Origin of the sequence: Hallella faecis (assembly GCF_018789675.1) — a bacterium.
Lineage (GTDB): Bacteria > Bacteroidota > Bacteroidia > Bacteroidales > Bacteroidaceae > Prevotella > Prevotella faecis.
The window spans coordinates 1-349 of sequence record NZ_JAHKBE010000179.1; the positions used below are offsets into that span (position 1 = coordinate 1).

A 349-nucleotide genomic window follows, 5' to 3' on the forward strand; every position below is an offset into this window, starting at 1 on the left:
ACACTGACAATTAGATCGTTAGGTTGTTTTTGACTGATTTACGAGCATCCCTATTATATAATTAAGGTGTAATGCTTAACTGATACCTCTCGGCATCGTTCCATTCATCACGATAATCGTCGTACGCCCCTGCTTTCCTGGAGTAGCTTGACATTCTTTGCGATTTCCTATCTTTCCAACAAGCCATCTTCTAAAAAGCAATGCTTGGTATGTATCCATTTGAAGTGCTATGTCGATAATCACTTCCATATCATAGACATGCGCAGAATATCCATTTTCAAGTTTGACGTATTGAGGCGCACCCGACAAACCCTGTGGAGTAGGCCGTGCAGATGCTAACCCAAAACTG

Annotated in this window: 1 pseudogene; it reads right to left on the reverse strand. The window is 41.8% G+C overall.

What is annotated here, in order from left to right:
• Window positions 1-75: 75 nt before the first annotated feature.
• Window positions 76-349, reverse strand: a pseudogene (locus KM934_RS13035) (hypothetical protein); the annotation flags it as partial.